At 61.8% G+C, this 20,299-nt stretch carries 17 protein-coding genes; 8 read left to right on the top strand and 9 right to left on the bottom strand.

Translation table 11 applies throughout. From position 1 onward, the window contains the following. The first annotated feature begins 94 nt into the window (after positions 1–94). Both C1725_RS17050 and htpG read left to right on the top strand, forming a co-directional pair. Entirely contained in the window at positions 95–1,405 is a 1,311-nt protein-coding gene (locus C1725_RS17050) for an amidohydrolase (protein ID WP_102412886.1), read from the top strand. 246 nt (positions 1,406–1,651) lie between these two features. Further along, positions 1,652–3,526, top strand: a complete 1,875-nt coding sequence (htpG, locus tag C1725_RS17045; protein WP_102412885.1) for a molecular chaperone HtpG — start codon at positions 1,652–1,654, stop codon at positions 3,524–3,526. A gap of 252 nt (positions 3,527–3,778) precedes the next feature. On the opposite strand, the gene C1725_RS19520 is transcribed toward htpG, so the two are convergent. After that, on the bottom strand, positions 3,779–3,940 hold the full coding sequence (locus C1725_RS19520; RefSeq protein WP_346026784.1) for a hypothetical protein: 162 nt from the start codon (positions 3,938–3,940) through the stop codon (positions 3,779–3,781). Between C1725_RS19520 and C1725_RS17040 the strand changes: the two genes are divergently transcribed. The 5 genes from C1725_RS17040 (at position 3,939) to C1725_RS17020 (ending at position 8,907) form a co-directional block, all read left to right on the top strand. Then, complete coding sequence (locus C1725_RS17040) at positions 3,939–5,006, top strand: substrate-binding domain-containing protein (protein WP_102412884.1); 1,068 nt, start codon at positions 3,939–3,941, stop codon at positions 5,004–5,006. The genes C1725_RS19520 and C1725_RS17040 overlap by 2 nt on opposite strands. A gap of 124 nt (positions 5,007–5,130) precedes the next feature. Continuing rightward, positions 5,131–6,648, top strand: a complete 1,518-nt coding sequence (locus tag C1725_RS17035) for an ATP-binding cassette domain-containing protein (RefSeq protein ID WP_102412883.1) — start codon at positions 5,131–5,133, stop codon at positions 6,646–6,648. A gap of 16 nt (positions 6,649–6,664) precedes the next feature. Next, positions 6,665–7,741 carry an ABC transporter permease subunit gene (locus C1725_RS17030; protein WP_102412882.1) on the top strand — a complete coding sequence of 359 codons (1,077 nt, stop codon included), beginning with the start codon at positions 6,665–6,667 and terminating at the stop codon, positions 7,739–7,741. Positions 7,742–7,745: 4 nt separating this feature from the next. Further along, positions 7,746–7,973: a hypothetical protein gene (locus C1725_RS17025; protein WP_102412881.1), complete on the top strand. Its 228-nt coding sequence runs from the start codon at positions 7,746–7,748 to the stop codon at positions 7,971–7,973. A gap of 139 nt (positions 7,974–8,112) precedes the next feature. Beyond that, on the top strand, positions 8,113–8,907 hold the full coding sequence (locus C1725_RS17020) for an HAD-IIB family hydrolase (RefSeq protein WP_102412880.1): 795 nt from the start codon (positions 8,113–8,115) through the stop codon (positions 8,905–8,907). A 139-nt stretch (positions 8,908–9,046) separates the two neighbouring features. On the opposite strand, the gene C1725_RS17015 is transcribed toward C1725_RS17020, so the two are convergent. The 8 genes from C1725_RS17015 to C1725_RS16980 all read right to left on the bottom strand — a co-directional run bounded on the left by C1725_RS17015 (position 9,047) and on the right by C1725_RS16980 (position 18,920). Continuing rightward, a complete protein-coding gene (locus C1725_RS17015; RefSeq protein ID WP_102412879.1) occupies positions 9,047–9,688 on the bottom strand; it encodes a hypothetical protein in 642 nt (213 codons plus the stop codon). Positions 9,689–9,776: 88 nt separating this feature from the next. Next, positions 9,777–11,873 (bottom strand): aldehyde ferredoxin oxidoreductase, encoded by a 2,097-nt coding sequence (locus C1725_RS17010; RefSeq protein WP_102412878.1) that lies wholly within the window; start codon positions 11,871–11,873, stop codon positions 9,777–9,779. Between the two features lie 34 nt (positions 11,874–11,907). Then, entirely contained in the window at positions 11,908–12,534 is a 627-nt protein-coding gene (locus C1725_RS17005) for a ferredoxin-like protein (RefSeq protein ID WP_102412877.1), read from the bottom strand. 335 nt (positions 12,535–12,869) lie between these two features. Then, complete coding sequence (locus C1725_RS17000; protein ID WP_102412876.1) at positions 12,870–14,354, bottom strand: ATP-binding protein; 1,485 nt, start codon at positions 14,352–14,354, stop codon at positions 12,870–12,872. Next, the gene (locus tag C1725_RS16995) at positions 14,344–15,033 is read right to left on the bottom strand and encodes a response regulator (protein WP_102412875.1); all 690 of its coding nucleotides are present in this window, start codon (positions 15,031–15,033) and stop codon (positions 14,344–14,346) included. The genes C1725_RS17000 and C1725_RS16995 overlap by 11 nt, the downstream gene beginning before the upstream one ends. 23 nt (positions 15,034–15,056) lie before the next feature. Next, positions 15,057–15,830 (bottom strand): UBA domain-containing protein, encoded by a 774-nt coding sequence (locus tag C1725_RS16990; RefSeq protein ID WP_102412874.1) that lies wholly within the window; start codon positions 15,828–15,830, stop codon positions 15,057–15,059. 108 nt (positions 15,831–15,938) lie between these two features. After that, positions 15,939–17,405 carry a hypothetical protein gene (locus tag C1725_RS16985; RefSeq protein WP_102412873.1) on the bottom strand — a complete coding sequence of 489 codons (1,467 nt, stop codon included), beginning with the start codon at positions 17,403–17,405 and terminating at the stop codon, positions 15,939–15,941. A gap of 18 nt (positions 17,406–17,423) precedes the next feature. Further along, positions 17,424–18,920, bottom strand: a complete 1,497-nt coding sequence (locus C1725_RS16980) for a glycosyltransferase 87 family protein (RefSeq protein WP_102412872.1) — start codon at positions 18,918–18,920, stop codon at positions 17,424–17,426. Between the two features lie 256 nt (positions 18,921–19,176). Here C1725_RS16980 and C1725_RS16975 point away from each other — a divergent pair, with 256 nt between their 5' ends. Continuing rightward, on the top strand, positions 19,177–20,247 hold the full coding sequence (locus C1725_RS16975; protein WP_102412871.1) for a galactose-1-epimerase: 1,071 nt from the start codon (positions 19,177–19,179) through the stop codon (positions 20,245–20,247). Positions 20,248–20,299 lie beyond the last annotated feature (52 nt).

Here is a 20,299-nt window from a genome sequence, read left to right as displayed (position 1 = left end):
TTTTTTAGGGGTTTGGCTTTATGCGGGGACACGCTTGCTTTTGGCGGCGCAGGCGGGTATAATGCTTTCGATCCTACAGAAAGAAGGGCGGAACATGACAAAGGAAGAGCTCAAGCAGCGCGTGCTGGAGCGAATTGACGCGCGCAGGGACGAAATCATCGCCATCGGCGAGCAGATCTTTCACAACCCCGAATTGGGTTTTAAGGAATACAAGACCGCGCGGCTGGTGCGCGATACGTTCGACAGCCTGGGACTGGCGCACGAGGACGGCATCGCCCTCACCGGCGTAAAGGCCGAGGCAAAGGGCGGGCAAAGCCGGGCGCGCGTGCTCGTCATGGGCGAGCTGGACGCGGTCGTGTGCCCGCTGCACCCCTGCGCGGACCTTGAGACGGGCGCGGCGCATTCCTGCGGCCATAACGCCCAGATCGCGTCGATGCTGGGCGCTGCGATGGGCCTTGCGCCCTTCATGCGGGAACTGGACGGCGACGCGGTCTTCATGGCGGTGCCGGCGGAGGAATACGTCGAGCTGGAATACCGCGAGCGGCTGCGTCAGGATGGAAAGATCGAATTCTTTGGCGGCAAGCAGGAATTCATCCGCCTGGGCCAGCTGGAGGGCATCGACGCGGGCATGATGATTCATTCGCACGCCGGGGTCACGGAGCGCAAATTCCTCATCAACTGCGACAGCTCCGGCTTTCTGGGCAAGATCGTGCGCTACCACGGGCAGGAAGCGCATGCGGGCGCGGAGCCGTTCGCGGGGGTGAACGCGCTGAACGCGGCGGCGCTTTCGATCATGGCGATCAACGCGAACCGCGAGACGTTCAGGGACAGCGACCGCATCCGCGTGCACCCGATCATCACCAAGGGCGGCGACCTGGTGAACATCGTCCCGGCGGACGTGCGCATGGAGACCTACGTGCGCGGGCGCACGATCGAGGCGGTCGTGGACGCCTCCGACAAGGTGGACCGCGCGCTGCGCGCGGGGGCGATGGCGGTCGGCGCGACGCTGGACATCGTGCAGACGCCCGGCTATCTGCCGATGCTTCAGGACCCGGAGCTGAATCGCCTGTTCGCGGAAAACAGCGAGGCGCTGTTGGGCGAGGGCGCGAACCTCTACGGCTACGAACTGATGGGCGCGACCGACGCGGGCGACGTGAGCTCCGTCGTCCCCTTCATGCACATCTCCACCGGCGGCTACGACGGCACGGCGCACAGCAAGGACTTCACCGTCTGCGACAAGGAGATGGCCTACGTCATGCCCGCGCGCGCGATGGCGATGACGGTGGTGGATCTTCTGTGGGACGGCGCCCGGAAGGCGCGGGCGATCCGCGCGGATTATACCCCCAGGTTCACGCGGGAGTCGTACGTTGACTTCTGGCGGCAATATAATAAGGAAACGCATTGAACTACGGCGCGTCAGGCGGCATTCGCCTGGCGCGTGTTTTTTGATCGCGGAGGCAGTTGCATTTCCGGTCGGTGCGCAGCAAATGATCTGAGCAGCGCGCCGAGAGCGCAGGGACGGCAGACTGACCGTCCCTGATTCTGTTAGCACTCTTAATGGTTGAGTGCTAAAAAGTGCTTGACATGCGCGCCGGAGGGGACTACAATAGGGCCCGTAAGGAAAATTTTCTGACCAGGGGAGGTTCTATATATGGAAAAGAAGACCGGAAGCGTATCGATTCATGCGCAGAATATCATGCCCGTCATCAAGAAGTGGCTGTATTCGGACAAGGATATCTTCATCCGCGAGCTGGTGAGCAACGGCTGCGACGCCATCACCAAGATGAAGATCGCCAGCGGCGAGCAGGAGGGCTACGAGGTGCACGTCGAGGTGGACGCCGCAAAGAAGCAGCTCCGCTTCATCGACAACGGCATCGGCATGACCGCCGAGGAGGTCGAAAAGTACATCGGACAGGTAGCCTTCTCCGGCGCGGAGGAGTTCCTCAAGCAGTACGACGACAAGGACAAGGACGGCGGCATCATCGGCCACTTCGGCCTGGGCTTCTATTCCGCGTTCATGGTATCCTCCAAGGTGACGATCGATACCCTCTCCTATCAGCCGGGCGCCGTGGCCGTGCGCTGGGTGAGCGAGGACGGCATGGAATACACCGTGGAGGGCAGCGACTGGAACCGGCGCGGCACCTGCATCACCCTCGACATCGCGGAGGGCGAGGAGGAATTCGTGCGTCCCTACCGCGTGCGCGAGGTGCTAGACCGTTACTGCGCCTTCATGCAGACGCCGATCTTCCTGGACGAGATCAAGCCTGAGGAAGAGAAGAAGGAAGAGGATCCCAAGGCCGAGGGCGAGGACGCGGAGCCGGAAAAGGAGCCGGAAGCGCCTAAGCCCATCAACGACACCCACCCGCTGTGGCTCAAGAACCCCTCCGACTGCACGGAGGACGAATACAAAGCCTTCTACCGCAAGGTGTTCCGCGAGTACGAGGACCCGCTCTTCTGGGTGCACCTCAACGTAGACTATCCCTTCAAGCTCAAGGGCATCCTCTACTTCCCCAAGCTCAAGCAGGACTTCGGCGGCATGGAGGGCCAGATCAAGCTGTTCAGCGGCCAGGTGTTCGTCGCGGACAACATCAAGGAGGTCATCCCCGAGTTCCTGATGCTCCTCAAGGGCGTCATCGACTGCCCCGACCTGCCCCTCAACGTCTCGCGTTCGTTCCTGCAAAACGACGGCTACGTGCGCAAGATCAGCGGGCATATCACCAAGAAGGTGGCGGATCGCCTGACCGGCATGGCGGGCAACGACAGGCCCTCCTTTGAGAAGTACTGGCCGGACATTCATCCCTTCATCAAGTACGGCTGCATGCGCGACGAGAAGTTTAACGAGCGCATGAAGGACGTGCTGCTCTACAAGACCGTGGACGGACGCTTCCTCACGCTTTCGGAGTACATCGAGGCCAACAAGGAAAAGGCCCCGGACAAGGTGCTCTACACCACGGACGAGAGCCGCCAGGACGCGATGATCAAGCTGTACCGCGACCAGGGCATCGACGTGGTGGTGCTCGACACGCCCATCGACGTAAACTTCGTTTCCTTTATGGAGTATTCCGGCCAGAAGGACGGGAAGCTCAAGTTCTGCCGCGTGGACGCGGATCTGTCCGCCCTCAAGGAGGAGGGGGGCGAGGCGCCCGCTCTGGACACGGACAAGCTGACGAAGCTGTTCCGCGAGGCCACGGGCAAGGCGGAGCTGAAGGTGGAGCTGCAGGCCCTGCGCGACGCGGAGCTGCCCGCGATGCTGCTGGAGGACGAGCAGACCCGCCGCTTTAAGGACATGTCGCGCCTGTACGGCGAAAAGGGCTTCTCCCTGCCGGACGACTGCACGCTGGTGCTCAACAGCAAGAACCCCGTCGTCGCCGCCCTTTCCACGGGCGAGGAGGGCGAGCGCCAGAGGATGATCGCCAGCCAGGTGTACGACCTGGCGGAGCTGTCGCGAGCGCCGCTTTCGCCCGAGCAAATGACCGCCTTCCTCAAACGCTCGATGAAGCTGTGCGAGCTGGCAGCGGAAAAATAAAAAAAATTTCTTTTAAAACGAAGCCGCGTGATTTCCGCAGCTTCGTTTTTTATGTCCAATACAACGTGGCAGAAATTTGGCGAATTGTGACAGGAATGCGGCGGAAAGATGGCACAAGAGCTACGATAAAGCCGAGAGGATTTAGTTGACTTTTTCCAAAACTGGTGTTATGATATGTCCGTCGGGTGTGGAAAAAATAGACACCAAGGGTATCTCATTGCTAAACCGGCGTCGAGAAATGAATCTGTTTTGTTACATGGCCCAAAAAGAAAACAGCGGACGCTTTAAAATATCAAAAAAGCTCCAAAAGCGTCCACTAAACGGGAAATCACGATATAGGGGACCGGCTTTTCCTGATTTTTGCGCGGAGGCAACCGCGTGAAAATAAAAAAACCTAAAGGAGATTTTAGCCATGAAAAAGATCCTTGCTCTGGTATTGGCGCTGAGCCTGGCGCTCGGCCTGGGCGCTACGGCGCTGGCCGAAGGCGACGCGTACGTGTTCTGGTATACGTTCAGCGACGTGTATCTTTCCAGCGTGCGCGCGGCCCTGAACGACGCGATGAAGGGCGCGAACATCGCGTTCGTGGACAACGACGCGAACGCTACCCAGGCGACGCAGACCGACCAGATTTCCACCGCCATCGCGAGCAAAGCGGGCCTGTTGGCCGTGAACATCTGCGAGACCGGCGCAGACGGCATCGCGCAGAACGTCGTGGACATGGCGAAGGCCGCGGACATCCCGCTGGTGTTCTTCAACCGCTCCGTGTCCGAAGACATCGTCAAGAGCTATGACAAGTGCGTGTTCGTCGGCACCAACTACGAAGAGGCCGGCATCATGCAGGGCAAGATGATCGGTGAGTACGTCCTGGCGAACTACGACGCGCTCGACCTCAACGGCGACGGCGTCATCAGCTACGTCATGTTCAAGGGCGACGAAGCCAACCAGGAAGCCATCGCGCGCACGAAGTACGGCGTGGAAGACGCCAACAAGGTGCTGGTCGCGGCGGGCAAGCCGGAGCTCAAGTTCTACGACGAGAGCAACGACAACAAGTACCTTGTGGATCAGAACGGCACGTGGTCCAACCAGGCGTCGTTTGACTACATGCAGACCATCCTCGCGCAGTACAACGAGGCGAACGGCAACATGGTCGAGCTGGTCATCGCCAACAACGACGACATGGCGCTGGGCGCTGTGAACGCGCTGCAGAACGCTGGCTACAACAATGGTCAGGAAGGCGCCAAGACCATCCCGGTGTTCGGCGTCGACGCGACCGATACCGCGAAGGACCTGATCGCCTCCGGCTACATGACCGGCACCATCAAGCAGGACGCTATCGGCATGGCGGACGCCATCACGACGATCGCGGGCAACCTGATGAACGGCAAGGACATGTTCGAGGGCCTCAACGAGGCGTACGTGGTAGAGGACGGCTGGAAGGTCGCGATCCCGTACGGCGTGTACACCGGTGAGGGCAACTGATCCCCTCATAGTTCAATAACGTGCAGCGCGCGGAGGGGCATAGCCCCTCCGCGCAGTTTCAGGCTGGGGCTAATGCAAATGTGCATACACGAAATTCATCTCCCATGGAAGGAGAGAAGCGCAGATGGAAGGTAAGACCGATCAGACGCCGCTGCTTCGGATCGAGGGGATCAGCAAGACGTTCCCCGGCGTCAAGGCGCTGGACAGGGTCTCCCTGACGGTAAAGGCGGGCACGGTTCACGCGCTGATGGGCGAAAACGGCGCGGGCAAGTCGACGCTGATGAAGTGCCTGTTCGGCATGTACGTCAAGGACGAGGGGCACTTTTTTTTAGAGGGCAAGGAAATCAACTTCAAATCGTCGCGCGAAGCGCTCGACAACGGCGTGGCGATGGTGCATCAGGAGCTCAACCAGGCGCTCAAGCGCAGCGTCATGGACAACATCTGGCTGGGGCGTTACCCGAAGATGAAGGGGCTGCCCTTTGTGTCGGAAAAAAAGATGTACGACGACACGATGGAGATCTTCAAGGAGCTGGACATCGCCGTCAATCCCAAGACGATCATGAGCGCCATGCCGGTATCGCAGCGGCAGATGGTGGAGATCGCCAAAGCGGTCTCCTTCCATTCCAAGGTCATCGTGTTCGACGAGCCGACGTCGTCTTTAACGGAGCAGGAAGTGGAACACCTGTTCAGGATCATCAACATGCTCCGCGACAGGGGCTGCGGCATCATTTATATCTCTCATAAGATGGAGGAAATCCTCCGGATTTCGGACGAGGTCACCATCATGCGCGACGGCCAGTGGGTGGCGACAAAGGCGGCGAACGATCTGACGATGAACGAAATCATCCGCCTGATGGTGGGCCGCGAGCTGACAAACCGCTTCCCGCCCAGGGATTTCGAGGTGCAGAAAAAGACCGTGCTCAAGGTCAAGGACCTGTCGGCCACGTATTCGCACCTGAAGGACGTCTCGTTCGAGCTGAAAAAAGGCGAGATCCTCGGCGTCGCCGGGCTGGACGGCTCGGGCCGCACGGAGCTGTTGGAGAACCTCTTCGGCAGCGCCACGCGCAGGAGCGGCGAGATTTTCATGAACGACAAGCGGATCGGGAACCGGTCGCCCAAGGAATCCATCTCCAACGGCTTTGCGATGGTGACGGAGGAGCGGCGCGCGACGGGCATTTTCGGCATCCTGAGCATCCGCGAAAACACGGTCATCACCTGCCTCAAAAAGTGCCGCGCCGGGAAGGTATTCCTCAGCGACAAGAAGATGGCGGAAAAGACGAAGTGGTCGGTTCAGGCGATGAGCATCAAAACGCCTTCGCAGTCGACGAAAATCCGTTCGCTGTCGGGCGGCAACCAGCAGAAGGTGATCTTCGGACGCTGGATGCTGACCGAACCGGAAATCTTCCTGCTGGATGAACCTACGCGCGGCATCGACGTAGGCGCAAAGTTCGAGATCTATCAGCTCATCATGAACATGGCCAGGGAGGGGAAATCCATCATCATGGTATCCTCCGAAATGGCGGAGCTGCTGGGCGTTTGCAACCGCATCCTGGTCATGTCCGGCGGCAGGCTGGCGGGCGAGGTAGATGCCGAAAACACGACCCAGGAAGAGATTATGACGCTGGCGGCAAAGTACGCTTAAGGGAGGCCGGACACACATGATTGAAAACAAGACCGCCGCAAAGAAGAGCGGCATTTCGCAGCGCATGGCGGAGTTCGGTGCGCTGGATACGCGAGACAAGTGGCGCTATATAGGCAACTGGCTGCTGGACCATGCGATGATCATCATCATCCTGCTGATGGTCATCTACATTCAGGTGCAGCGCCCGGCGTTCCTGCAAACGGCGTCGATCGTCAACATCATCACGCTGACGGCCTCGCGCCTGCCGATGGCGCTGGGCATCGCGGGCGCGATCATCCTGACGGGCACCGACCTTTCAGCGGGCCGTGCGGTTGGCCTGACGGCGTTCGTTTCCGCGATCCTGCTGCAGAAGACGGACATCGCCAGCAAGTTCCTTCCGAACGTCGGCACGCAGCCGCTGGCGCTGGTGCTGCTGGCGGCCCTGGCAATCGGCGGCATCGTGGGGCTTGTCAACGGCTTTTGCGTCGCGAAATTTAAGCTGCATCCGTTCATCGTGACGCTGTCCACACAGCTGATCACGTACGGCACGTACCTGACGCTTTCAGGCGCGAAGCAGATTTCCAACCTCGACGAGAGCTATACCACCGGGTTTGTGACCAAGGTGATGATGAAGATCGGAACGACCTCCGTCATGAGCTACGTCGCCTTCGCGGTCGTCGTCACGGCGATCATGTGGGTGATCTGGAACAAGACGGCGTTCGGCAAGAATATGTTCGCCGTAGGCTCCAACGAGGAAGCGGCCAAGGTTTCCGGCGTCAACGTGACGCTGACGATCATCGCGGTCTTCGCGCTGGCGGGCGTCACCTATGGCTATACGGGCTTTGTCGAGGCAGCTCGGCTCGGCGCGTCGACGGGTACGCTGGGCCTCAACTACGAACTGGACGCCATCGCGGCCTGCGTCATCGGCGGCGTGTCGTTCGTCGGCGGCATCGGAAAGATCAGCGGCGTCATCCTGGGCGTGTTCCTGATGCAGTTGATCATCAGCGGCATGACGTTCCTGGGCATCAGCGGCAACACCACCTACATCATCAAGGGCCTGGTGATCCTGGTCGCCTGCGCGATCGACATGCGCAAGTACCTCACCAAGAAGTAAGGCCATGGACGAGCAGGAAAGAGACATCGAGGCGCGGGAAGCACAGCTTCGCGCGCGCGAACAGGAGCTGGACGAGAAGGAGCGGGAACTGAGGGCGCGGGAAGAAAGCCTGAAGACGAGGGGACGGGGCGGCCTGTACGACAAGGTCAACATCCCCATTCCCGTTCTCAACGGCATCATCCTCGCGCTGCTGGCACTGCTCGCCGCGCTGTTCGTATTCGGGACGAAGTAAACGGAGGCGCCTCCCGCCGGGGAGGCGCCCTTTTCGTCGGCTTCAGGCAGGATTTCCGCGCGCTTACGACGAACAACAAAAACCGCACGATTGGACGGGGACGGCCGCCGTGCGCAATTTGACGCGTTGGAGAGACAATATGGAACAGAAGATGATCTTTTTTGATATCGATGGCACGCTGATCGACGACCGTACGGGCCTGATTCCGGACAGCACGCGGACGGCGATTCAGCGGGCGCAGCAGCGGGGGCACCTGCTCTTTGTGAACACGGGCCGGACGATCTGCAACATCGACCCGGACGTTCGGGCGCTCGGGTTTGACGGATACGTCTGCGGCTGCGGCACGCACGTCGAGCTGCACGGCGAGAACCTGCTTGCCCGCGAGTTGGGGCACGACGAGTCCGTGGAGCTCGTGCGCGCGCTGCGGGAGCTGCGGATGCCGGCCTTTTTCGAGGGAAGCGGCGATATCTACGGCGATCCAGAGATGGCCGGACGCTACGCGGAGCTGGATGCGGCGATGCGGATGTTCCGCAGCCGTGGGCTCGGCGCGCCCGTCAAGGCCGAGGACCCGAGCTTTGCGTTCAGCAAGTTCTACATTTATGTGCAGCCGGAAAGCGACGTAGAGGGCTTTCGCGCGCACATCGACGGGCGCTTTGACTGGATCGAGCGCGGCGGAAACGAGGGTGAGATCGTGCCGCACGGCTTTTCCAAGGCCTCCGGCGTCGACCTGCTGTGCGCGAAGCTGAATATCCCGCTCGCAGACTGCTTTGCGGTGGGCGACAGCGCGAACGATCTGTCGATGCTGCGCCATGTGCCCGGCAGCATCGCGATGGGCGGCAGTGCGCCCGAGATCATTCCACATTGCGCCTACGTGACAGGGCGCGTCCTGGAGGACGGCATCTACAAGGCGCTCGCTTACTTTGCGTTGATATAAGCGGCGTTTTGAACAGGGACTGTGGAAAACATACGGACTTTCTTTTGTTTTACAGGGCGAAAAAGACTTCGGACACGCTATCCGAAGCCTTTTTTGCGTCTTTGCGACCTTTTCGGGGGAAAACTTGTGGATAAACGGCTTAAAGCCACATGCGCTTGTCCTCGCTCATCTCTACGAGGGAGGAGGCATAATTCCGGGAAAGGAATTGCGTGGAGAAAATGTAGAGGTTTTTCTGCCCGCTTTCATAGAGCTGGATGTCTTCGTATTCCGACTGGCGCGACATCTTCTCCAGCATTCGCTTGACTTGAATTTCGGTAAAATGATAGGGGAATTTGGAAAACGTGTCAATCGCCGTCGCCCGGGGATACGTCTTGGATTCATAGCGGACGACCTCGGCGATGATCCGGGGCAGGTCGTTTTCCTGGGCCAGCGCCACGTTCTTGACGTAGTTATGGGCCAGCTTCGGGTAGGTATAATAGTACAGGTCCTTCGCGCCCTTGTACACGCAGATGTCCTGATAGTCCGCCTGCTCCCGGACCTCGTCCATCAGGGCGGCGGTGGCGTCTCTTTCCATCTCAAGCTGCGCACAGAGCTCCGTCAGCGTCAGGTACTCAAGCGCCTGCGCTCTTTCACGGACGGAGGCCGCGCAGACCTCCCACGAAAGCTTCCTGGCTTCGAGCGCCTGTTCCTCGGGCGTCAGTTCCCGCGCCTCCGCCGGCGCGTCGTCCTGCGCGCCTGCCATCTCGTCCGCCGGCGCGTCGTGCTTTTCCCTGTCCGTCATGGCGATCACCTCCAAGATATAGAACGAATGAAGGGGAAGGACGCTTCCAAAGAAGCGCCCCTCCCCCAACAGGCTTGCGGTGCGGAAATCAGGCGGGCAGCAGGCCGGCCGTCTCCAGCTCGTCCGCGAGATCCTTCAGATCGAACTTCTCCAGCGTGGCGCGGGTCGGGATGCCGGTGGCCTTGTCCCAGCCCCACTCCTCGTAGTACAGGTCCAGGGCCTTCTCCCAGTCCTCGCGCTCCAGCTTGGTGGTGCCTTCGGTGAAGGCTTCCTTGTCGGGATCGCGGTCGAACACCCAGTCGCTGACGCCGTCGTGATCCGCGCGCAGGTTCTTGGAGTTCATCTCCAGCGCGGTCATGGCGCGCTGCAGCTGCATGATGCGCTCGCCGACGAAGTCCAGGCTCTCCTCGGTCCACTCCTCGCCGGTGACGGCGGTGAGCAGCTTGGCTTCCAGCGCGGTATCGCCCTTGTAGTCGCGCTCCTTCATGGGGGAGAAGGTCATCGGCCATACCCAGTTGCACAGGGCAAGGCTGTCGTGCACGTTGTTGCGCACGATGGCCCACTTGGCGAACTTGGCCTTGGCCGGGTTCATCGGGGTGTAGCTCGCGCTCTTGTCGGCGCAGCCCTCGCCGAACTTCTCTTCCAGCACGCCCTTTACGATGTCATAGGGCAGGCCGTTGCCGAGGCAGTTCTGGTGGGTGTGGCACATGGAATCGCGGTTGAACACGATGTTGATGAGGCCGCCGACCTGGCCGAAGGACTCGCTGGAGTGATGGCGAATGTAGCCCTTCTTGAAGTTGAAGTACGTGCCGGTCGCTTCGTTCCAGAAGGAATCCGGCAGATCCCATTCCTTCGCGGTCCACAGAGAGCCCATGCCGAGCACGCGGCCGAATTCGCCCTTCTTCGTGGCGATGCGGCTGATCATCTCGTTGGCCCACAGCGGATCGCCCGCCTCCATCAGATCCCACGGAATCTCGGCGTACTCCTCGGCGGAGAGCTTCTGCTTGAAGATGTCGTTCTTCATGCAGTAGGAGAACGTGTAGTCCAGGTCGCCGTAGCCGCACCACACGCCGTAGTCGTCCATCAGCCACTCGCAGTGAGAGCCGAGCGTCAGGCCGCCGTCGCCCTCGTCCACAAAGTCCTTCACGTGGCCGTTGTAGAAGTCGTTTGCGCGCATCAGCGTCATGCAGGTGGCGGTGTTGTCCTGCGTGCCGTATTCCTTCAATGCGTCGAAGTGCAGGTCCGGGAAGCAACGGATCGGGCAGGAATGGCAGCCGCCGTTCTTCACGGTGTGCTTAAAGGCCACGTCGCCCATGAAGAAGTTGATGGTGTGGTTGCGCATGCCCACGGCGTTGATGTCGCCGGGCTTCTGCTCGCCGGTGTCCAGCGGGCCGCCGATGGCCTCGCCCCATTCCTTGCCGGGGCCGCCCTGCCAGCGGGTGCTGCCTACGAACTCGTTCCAGCTCTGCTGGGTGGCGGGCTGCACGTGGTTGTTGTTCGCGCCGATGAGCTCCCTCAGCTGATACTGCTGCAGCTCGATGGTGGTCTTCGGGTCGGCCACGGCGACGGACTTCGTGCCGTGGATGACGATGGCCTTCAGGTTCTTGCTGCCCCACAGCGCGCCGGAGCCGCAGCCCGCCGCGTGGCACATGGAGTTGACGATGATGGAATCGTTGACCAGGTTCTCGCCCGCCGGGCCGATGGCGCAGACGCAGAATTCGGGGCCCGCTTCTTTGTTCAGGATTGCGGTGGTCTCGCGGGTGCCCTTGCCCCAGACGCCGGAGGCGTCCTCGAAGGTGACCTCGTCGTTGAGGATCTTGACCCAGGTGGGCGCGTCGGCCTTGCCCTCGACGATGATGGCGTCGTAGCCCGCGAACTTGATCTGGGGGGCCATGTTGCCGCCCATGTGGGCATCGACGATCGTGGGCTTTTCCGTGAAGGCGGACATCAGCGAGACGCTGGTGCGCCCGGAGCAGGCCGCGCCGGTTCCGGCGAGCGTGCCCGCGGCGATGACCATCTTGGAGGCCTCGTCCTGCGGGTGGGTGCCGGCGGGCACTTCCTCGTAAATGATCCTGTTGGCCAGGCCCTGGCCGCCCAGGTAATCCTTGCAATACTTGTTATCTTCGATGGTGGCGGTCTTCGCCGTCATGTTCAGGCGGAGAATTTTGCCGGTCCAAGCATACATACTGTTCTACCTCCTATTTCGATTGTCGGCGGGATCATTCCATGGCGGCGGCGACGTCTTCCCACTTGACGATCTTGAGGGCGCCGCAGGGGCAGTTCTCCGCGCAGAAACCGCAGGAAACGCACTTGGTGGACTTGTTCGTCTCGGGATCGATGGTGGGCATGTGGTACGGGCAGGCAGCGACACAGGCGCCGCAGCCGACGCACTTTTCCTGATCGATCACGCGCACGCCGTCCGACTCGCGAACGGAGATGGCGCCCATGGGACACGCCTTGAGGCAGGCGGGATCCTCGCACTGATGGCAGGTGTCGGGCGTGTAATCGAAGGAGCCGAACACGCCGCCCTTCTCGCCGTCGTTGCCGTGGTAGTAGTTGCGCAGCACCTTCACGCGGCTGATGTAGGGCATGACCTTGCCGTCGTTGATCAGGGAGCAGTTCATTTCGCAGCGCTGGCAGCCCGTGCAGCGCGCGCCGTTGGCGACGAGCACGCCGTCGGCAGTCGCCAGCACGCTCACCGCGCCCGACTCCACCTCAGCCTTGGTCACGCCGAACAGGTTCAGCAGGCTGGTCGAAAGGGCCAGGCCCGCCATACCCTTGCCGGATACCTTCAGGAATTGGCGCCGGGTCATTGCCTTGTCAAAGATGCGCTTTTTCTCAGACATAGTTTTTCCCTCCTATAAAGATTCCGGGTCCTCTACCTAGAGGAGAAATGAAACACGAAGACACAAAAAACAGAGCCTTCCCCGCCGCCCTCAAAAAGGATAAATCTATCCCTTTATTTGAAACGGCAGAGAAGCTCCTTCGCAAAACGGCAGGTGCGGCGATTGCTCGCCGCGCCCAATGGTACAGGGGGCCCGATGGGTCCATTGTACGCGGAGCCTTGTGTTTTTTGTATGTTTATTTTATCACAAATTGATGTCGAGGGCAATATCTATTTTTGCTTTGGCTGCCGCGGGGCGGGTTGTGGGGCAAAAAGTGAGCCGCGCTTTTGCGCGGCTCAGCCGACCCGGGGCAGCAGAATGGTGAACGTCGAGCCCTTGCCGACGGTGGAGCGCACGCGCACCTTGCCGCCGAGGCTGAGCACGATGATCTTGAGGATGGAGAGCCCCAGGCCATGGCCCGGCGTCTCGCCGGACCGCGCGGCGTCCGCGCGGTAGAAGCGGTCGAAGATCGCGGAAAGCTCGCTGCCGGAGATGCCGACGCCCGAATCCGTGACAGAGAGGGCGACGCTCTCCGCGCTGGCCGCGCATTCGATGGTGATGACGCCGCCGTCGGGCGTGTACTTGACCGCGTTGTCCACCAGGATGCGGACGGCCTGCTTGAGCGCGCCGCGGTCCGCGTTCACGACCGCATGATCCAGCTTGCCGGTGCGAACCGTGTGCGCGGCGGTGATGATTTCCGTCTCCTTGATCGACTCGTCGATCATGTCGCGCACGTCGAACCGCTCCGGCCTAAGCTTCAGCGTCTTCTTGTCGTGCCGGGCGAGGAAGAGCAGCTTTTCCACCAGCTCTTTCATGCTCTGCGTTTCGCTGATGATCGCGGAAATGGCCTCGTCGCGTACCTGCGGGTTATCCTTGCCCCAGCGATCCAGCAGGTTCGCGTAGCCCTGTATGACGGCGATAGGGGTGCGCAGCTCGTGCGAGGCGTCCGAAACGAACTGCTTTTGCCCATTATAGGCCAGCTCGATGCGGTCGAGCATCTCGTTGATGACGACCGCCAGATCCTTGAGCTCGTTTTTCGTGCCCTCCACGTTGATGCGCCGTCCCAGGTCGTTGACGGAGAGCTTCTGGGCAAGGGCGGTGATCTCGTCGATGGGCTCGAGCACCTGCGCGTTGATGCGCCGTCCCGCAGACATGAAGCGCAGCGCCCGCAGCACGTCCAGCGCGAGCAGCACGGCCACCAGCATGCCCAGCGCCGCCACGTGCCAGGCCACGTCGTAGGTCACGTACAGGTCGCTCACGCGATAGGTCAGCTTCAGGTGGTGCCGCCCCTCCCAGGAAAGGCCGGAAAAGCCGCCGAAGAGATTCCCGACGTAAAGCTGATGGGCGGGGCGGTCGGGGGAAGCGACGACCGTCACCGCGGGGACGGCGCTCTGCGCGCCGTGATACACGTTTTCCGCCGCGTCGCGGGGCAGGACGTACATTTCAAGCCCGACCGCGAGGATGAGGCATAGCAGCAGCTCCGTAGCGCACATGGACAGCAGCAGGCGCGTGTAGTTCCAGGAGATGCGCAGGCTGAGCGACAGGCGGATGTTGCTGACCGCCTGCACCGCGACCCGGTGCGTGCGGCCGCTGATGCGGTTGAAGAGGTTATCCTCGCCGTAGACCGCCATGCGCTTGTTGTAGGTGTATTGCTTGCGCGCGGCCTTCTGGGCGCGCTTTCGTTCCTGCTTGGCGATGCGAATCCGCGCGCTTCGCTCCCGTTTTTGCCGCCGCCGTTCCCGCTTCTTCTCCGCCTTGACGGCCTTGCGGTTACTCTTCATAGCGCAGCATGTACCCCACGCCGCGCACGGTGTGCAGGTACTTTACCCCCGTCTTTTCATCGATCTTGGTACGCAAATAGCGGATGTACACGTCCACGATGTTCGTGTCACCCGCATATTCATAACCCCACACGTCGTTGAGCAGCATGTCGCGCGTGACGACCTGCCCCGCGTGCTCCATGAGGTAGCACAGGAGGTCGAACTCCTTCTTCGTGAGCGCGATGGGCTCGCCGTTATAGGCGACCGCATAGGACTTCTTGTCCAGCGTGAGCCCGCCCGCGCGCAGGGTGCTGCTCTCCGCGCCGCCGCCCTGCCCGCGCGCGCGCCGCTTGAGCAGCACGCGGATGCGGGCGAGCAGTTCCTCGATCGCGAAGGGTTTTGTCATGTAGTCGTCCGCCCCCATGTCCAGGCCCATGACCTTGTCGGACACGTCGTCCTTGGCCGTCAGCATGATGATGGGGATGTCGCTCTCCTGGCGCACGCGGCGGCAGACCTCGATGCCCGACAGGCCGGGCAGCATCAGGTCCAGGACGATCAGGTCCGGCTGCCAGTTCAGCGCCCTTTCCAGGCCGCTGCGGCCGTCTCCGCTGGTTGCGACGGTGTAGCCTTCGTGCATGAGTTCCAGCTCCACAAAGCGGGCGATCTTCGTTTCATCTTCGACGATCAGGATCTTGGGCATGGTTCCGTCCTTTCAGGCATGGCTCAGCCGATGGTGATTTCGTTTTCCTCGCCGTCTTCGGGCGATTTTTCAATGGGCTCGCCGGCGTGGGGCGCAGCGTCCTCTGCCGGGGTTTCGGCCTTGGGCGCTTCCTGCGCGGGGCGGACGTCGAATTCCTGAACGACCTCGCCGTAGGGCGCGTCCTCCGCTGCGGGCGTCTCGTAAGTGTTCGCCGTTTCCTCCGGCGCCTGCTTCGCGCTGTTGCGCACGGTCTCGGCCGTGCTCTTGGCCGCTTCCGCGAAGCTGTCCGCGGTCTTGCGGATGTTTTCCGCCGCGTTGTCCACGATGTTGCGGATCTCTTCCTCGACGCTGCCGTCTTTGCGCGCGGTCTTGAGGTTGACGCGGCAGCCGAGCACGAACATGAGCAGGATGCTGGGGATCATCACGTGCGGAGCGAAGAGGAAGACCAGGAGCACGAAGAGCACCGGCAGGTTGGCGATCGTGCCTCCGTCCTTGGTGACGATGAAGTTCGTGTGCAGGAACGTGGAGAAGATGCCGTGCCAGTCGGCGTCCCGGCCCTTCGGCGCTTCGCGCTTTGCGGAGCTGCGGCCGAACTCCGGTTCCGGCTTCTGTGCGCGCGCTTTGGGGCGGGGCGCACCGCTTCGGGGCGCGGGACGGATGCGTCCGCGGCGCTCTAGATCGACCAGGCAGCGCGTCAGGTCGCCGTTAAAGCGCTCCAGCACTTCCAGCGCCTCTTCGTAGGTCAGGTAGGCCTTTTCGCGCAGGTACTCGATTTGTTCCACCGTATAGTTTGCCATAAAATGGACTCCTCCTTGTCTGTTGGGCATTCCTTTAGCGTGCATCCATCATACCATGGGGCGGAAAGACGCGCTTTGGAACGGCCTTACAGATTCATGAGAATTGCATTAGATTCTATCCCTCGCGGCGGGGCGAAGTTCCGGCAGCTCCCTTGCGCGCGGGGCCACCTGCGCGGCAAAGTCGCGCCCGACCTGAAAGAGCGAAAGCACGTTCATGCCCATGGCGAGGGTGAGCGGGACGACGTACTGCCCAGTCAGGGACGGGACGTAGGAGAGGAATGCCGCCCCCATCACGAGCACGGCGACGCGGATGCGTTTTTCGTAGCGCAGCGCGTACAGCAGAGAAAACGACGAAGCGAGGTAGAAGCTGCGCGGATTCATGCCCGGCAGAATCATGGGCACGAAGACGGACGCCATGAGCGCAACCTGCCACAGCTGATCCTTTGAAACGGCGCGCCGGAGCCTCCGGCACGCGGCAGCGGCGCCCAGCAGCACGACGACCGCCGCATACACGCCCGCCTGGAAGATACGGTCGATAGCCTCCTGCGTGTACCACTTGCTGCTCTCCGCGGGCTCGATGCCTTGGACGAATTGCAGAAAGCCGTACTGTTCGCGGTAGCGCAGGTTGGAGGCGGGAACGAACTGATAGAGCGTGGGCGCGCAGTTTTGCAGCTGCGCGGCGGAATCCGCGAAGAGACGCGCGGGGCCGACGCCCTCAAGCGCCGCCGCGGGGGAGGAAAGGAACGCCATGGGCAGGGCGGCGGCGAGCAGCGTAAGAAGCGCCGCGCCCAGGTGGGAGGCCTTCAGGCCGTGATGCGGCCAGAGCAGCAGAAGCGGCAGCAGAAACAGCGCTTCGGGCGACGCGGCGTAGGCGAGCGCGAACAGCACGGCGCACAGCGTCCTGCGCTTTTGCAAAAGCGCGAGGAGCGAGAGCACGACGAGCAGCGCGCACAAAGCGTCCCATCGGCCCCAGTAAGCGCTCGTGAGCCACGTCAGGGGATTGTAAAGCACCGCGAGCATCGCGAACGTGCCGCGCCGGCGATCGACGAAGCGCTCCACCAGCGCGCAGAGCGCGAACGCGAGCGCGAAGTCGCAGGCGATCGCCACGTACTTGAACAGATACAGCTCGCGTATCGGAACCCTGGCGATCAGGGCGAACAGATAGGTGCCGATGAGCCCGTAGCGGCCCACACCCTGCGGCGCGGCGGCGAGGCCGTCCTGCGAGAGGGCCTCTACGAACGCCCGCATGGGGGCGTAGTCGGGGACGATTTGGCTGAGCGTCGTCGTGCGCAGCAGAAGCGCCGCTGTCAGCGCGCCGTAGAGAAAGAGGAAGTCGAGCCCTTTCGCACCGCGCACGAAGATGACGTATCCCATACCAAGGGGCAGCAGGGCGTAGACGAGGACGATCAGCAGGCGGCGCGCTTCCCAGGTCTCGATGTAGTAAAGGTTCGCGAGCGGGCCCGTGCTCACGCTGATCACGGCGAGGGCGGCGGCCGTCAGCAGCGTGAGCAGCATCTGCAGCGCGCGGCGGCGGCGTTCGCCAAAGGCGATAAGGCCCTGTAAGATGTTTTGCATAGCGTATCCTTTCGTCTGTCACACGCGCTCAGGCGTGACGGCGTCGGCCCCGGCGCCGTCGGCCCCGGCAAACGACTGCTGCGCGCGCATGTCCTTCAGGATGTCGCGCGCGATGAGCGCGAGGGCCGCGATGTTCATGACGGCGGCGGCGAGCATCGGCACGCCGCGCGCGCGCGTCAGGAAGGGCATGTAGCTGGCGAACGACGCGCCGATCACGAGCATGGGCACGGCGGCGCGCCGCGGGTAGCGCACGCCGTACAGGAGTGAAAACATGTCCGCCATGTAGAAGTAGCGGTCGTGCATCTTCGGCAGCACCATCGGCAGAAAGAGCGCGCTGAACGTCGCCATGCGCCAGACCTGGCCGTAGGAAATGAACCTGCGGCGCTTCCACAGGAAGTAGACCACCGCGATGACGACCAGCGCGGCGGCGATCAGCGTGGTGTTTTGCAGCCACTCCATGCTCGCCCGGTCAAACGACCACAGCGCCAGCCCGTCGCCGCCGCTTTCCGGGTCCGCGAACAGGAAGCGGAGCCAGGGCCACTGAGGCGCGTTGGCGATTTCATACTGCGGGAAGAACTGATAGAGGTTGGGCGCGTTGTACGTCAGGCGGTCCGTGTACTGCCCCATCGACTGATGGGCGTAGATCGTGAGCGCCGAGAGCAGCGAACGCCCGGCCAGCAGTGCGGGCACGATGGTGAGCAGGTAGACCGCCGGGAACACCACCGCGTGGCGCCACTTGTACTTCCTGTGCAGAAGGCCGAAGAGCACCATCGGAAAGAAGAAGATCGTCTGCAGCTTGAACGCGAAGGCGACGGTGAGCAGCGCGACCGAGAGCACGGGACGGTCCGAGAGCAGCGCATAGAAGCAGGCCACCACGAAGAAGACGTAGAGCGCGTCGCACTGTGCCCAATAGGCGCTGTTCCACCAGACCGTAGGGATGACGAGCACGAGCAGATAGACGAGCAGGCGGCGGTTTTCGTCGATGAAGCGTTCCGTCATCTGCATCATCATCAGCGCCAGCGCGAAGTCAAAGCAGATGGAGACCAGCTTGATGAGGTACAGGTCAGGGAGCGGGCTGCGCGCGATGAGCGCCAGGATGTAGAGGTAGGGCAGGTTGTAATCCCCGATCTCCTCCTTGATCATCGCAAAGCCGCCCTCGCGGAAGATGTCCACCCAACGCTCTAAAAAGGCGGCGTAGTCCGCGGAAACCTGGTCGAGCAGCCCCAACCGCAGCACGAGCGCGAGCGCCGTGGCCGCGCCCGCCAGCCCAAAGGCGCCGAGCGTCAGGCGCTTTTTCAGGGCGAGCGCGAGGAGCGCCGCAAACAGCAGCAGCGAGGTCAGCAGGAGGAAGTGCGTGCGGTCCGCCGGGACCGCAAAGCGCGTAAGGCTTTTCAGCGGGCCGGCAAAGGAGAGGAGGACGGCGTAGAGCAGGGTGAGGCAGACCGCCGCCCCAATTTTGCAGGCGCGTTTCTCGCAGGCCAGCGCCCGGCGCGCGCGGGAAGGGAGATTTCCCATTGAATACCCCTTTCTGATGTGCAGATCAACAGGCAAAAAGAAAGATTTATGCCCGGCGGAGGGCCGGCAGGAACGCCGCTATGCGCGGCGACGGCCGGGGCATCCGAGAAAGTCCTCATTTATTATACAAAAAAAAGCGGATTTAGCAAGGCCGCGGGCTAAAAGATCGCAAAAGGCCTTGCGATTTTCACCGGAAGCGTTTAAAATGAACGTATTGCTTATTTCTATCGAATGATTTTAAGGAGTGACTATTTCCATGAGCATTGTGCGCGCCCCGTTTGGCGTCATGCCCTCGGGCGAAGCTGTCGACCAATATACCCTGCAAAGCGAGGACGGCAGCGCCGTATCGATCATTACCTACGGCGGGACGCTGACCTCCATCCGCGTGCCCGATCGCACCGGAAAGCTCGCAGACGTTTGCCTGGGCTTTGACACGCTCGAAAAATACCTGCACGTGCCCGGATATATGGGCGCCCTGATCGGGCGCTACGCCAACCGCATCGGGGACAGCCGCTTTGAACTGAACGGCAGGGAGTACCGCCTTTTCGCCAACGAAGGCAGGAACACGCTGCACGGCGGCAAGATTGGGTTCAACCAGAAGGTTTGGAAGGCCGAGACCGCGAGCGAGGAAGGGCTGGACAGCCTGATCCTCACCTGCGAGAGCGCGGACGGGGAAGAGGGATACCCCGGAAACCTCAGCGTGCGCGTCACCTATTCCTTTGGGGAGGGCGAGCTCACCCTCCATTACGAGGCCGTGAGCGATCAGGACACGGTCATCAACCTGACGAACCACTGCTACTTCAACCTGGCGGGCCACGCGAGCGGCACCGTGAACGACCATTTCATGCAGATCAACGCCGACCGCTTCACGGTCGTGCGGGACGACTGCATCCCCACCGGCGAGCTGCGTCCCGTGGAAGGCACACCGTTCGACCTGCGGGGCAGCGTTCGCATCGCGGACGGCCTTGCCCGCATGGACGAGGACGAGCAGATGCGCTTTGGAAAGGGATACGACCACAACTTCGTCATCGCCCGCGAGGGCGAGGGCATCAGCAAGGCGGCGGAGCTGTTTGATCCCGCCACCGGCCGCGTGATGGAGACGTTTACCGACATGCCCGGCGTGCAGTTCTACGGCGGAAACATGCTGGAATGCGACTTCGACGGCAAGGACGGCGTGCGCTACGCACCGCACGGAGGCCTGTGCCTGGAGACGCAGTTCTTCCCGGATTCGCCGAACCAGCCGGACTTTCCCTCCTGCGTGCTCCGCGCGGGCGACAAATACGACTACACGACGGTCTATAAATTTTCCGTACGCGAGGACGCGTAACCGGACAAGCGAATGAGCGAACGCCGCCATGGACAGCAGATGCGCCATGGCG

This window comes from Beduinella massiliensis (assembly GCF_900199405.1).
Classification (GTDB): Bacteria; Bacillota; Clostridia; order Christensenellales; family Aristaeellaceae; genus Beduinella; species Beduinella massiliensis.
This window is presented reverse-complemented; position numbering and strand designations above follow the sequence as displayed.